The sequence below is a fragment of the Burkholderia sp. BCC1998 genome (assembly GCF_905339875.1).
Taxonomy (GTDB): domain Bacteria; phylum Pseudomonadota; class Gammaproteobacteria; order Burkholderiales; family Burkholderiaceae; genus Burkholderia.
Genome location: NZ_CAJPHE010000109.1, coordinates 1 through 415, shown reverse-complemented (window position 1 = coordinate 415; position 415 = coordinate 1). Strand labels below are relative to the sequence as shown.

1 protein-coding gene is annotated in these 415 nt (G+C 64.3%); it reads left to right on the top strand.

The annotated features are described in order from the left end of the window. Window positions 1-415 (top strand): IS66 family transposase (locus U5A56_RS37010; RefSeq protein WP_321927432.1); only part of this gene is annotated, 415 nt, incomplete at both ends.

Below are 415 nucleotides of genomic sequence, written 5' to 3'. Positions count from 1 at the left end.
ACTCGAACAGCTTGAGCCGACACGAGTTGAACGGCAACGCGAGCAGCCGAAACGCGCACCGCTGCCGCCGCAACTGCCGCGCACCGAGATCCATCACGAACCGGATAGCACGACGTGCCAGTGCGGTTGCGAACGCATACGCATCGGCGAGGACGTGAGCGAGAAGCTGGACTACACGCCGGGCGTGTTCACGGTGGAGCGGCATATCCGCGGCAAGTGGGTGTGCAAAGCGTGCGAGACGCTGATCCAGGCGCCGGTTCCGCCACATGTGATCGACAAGGGCGTGCCCACTGCCGGCTTGCTCGCGCAAGTGCTGGTCGCCAAGTACGGCGACCACTTGCCGCTGTATCGGCAGGAACAGATCTTTGGCCGTGCGGGACTGGCCATTCCGAGATCCACGCTGGGTGCCTGGGTA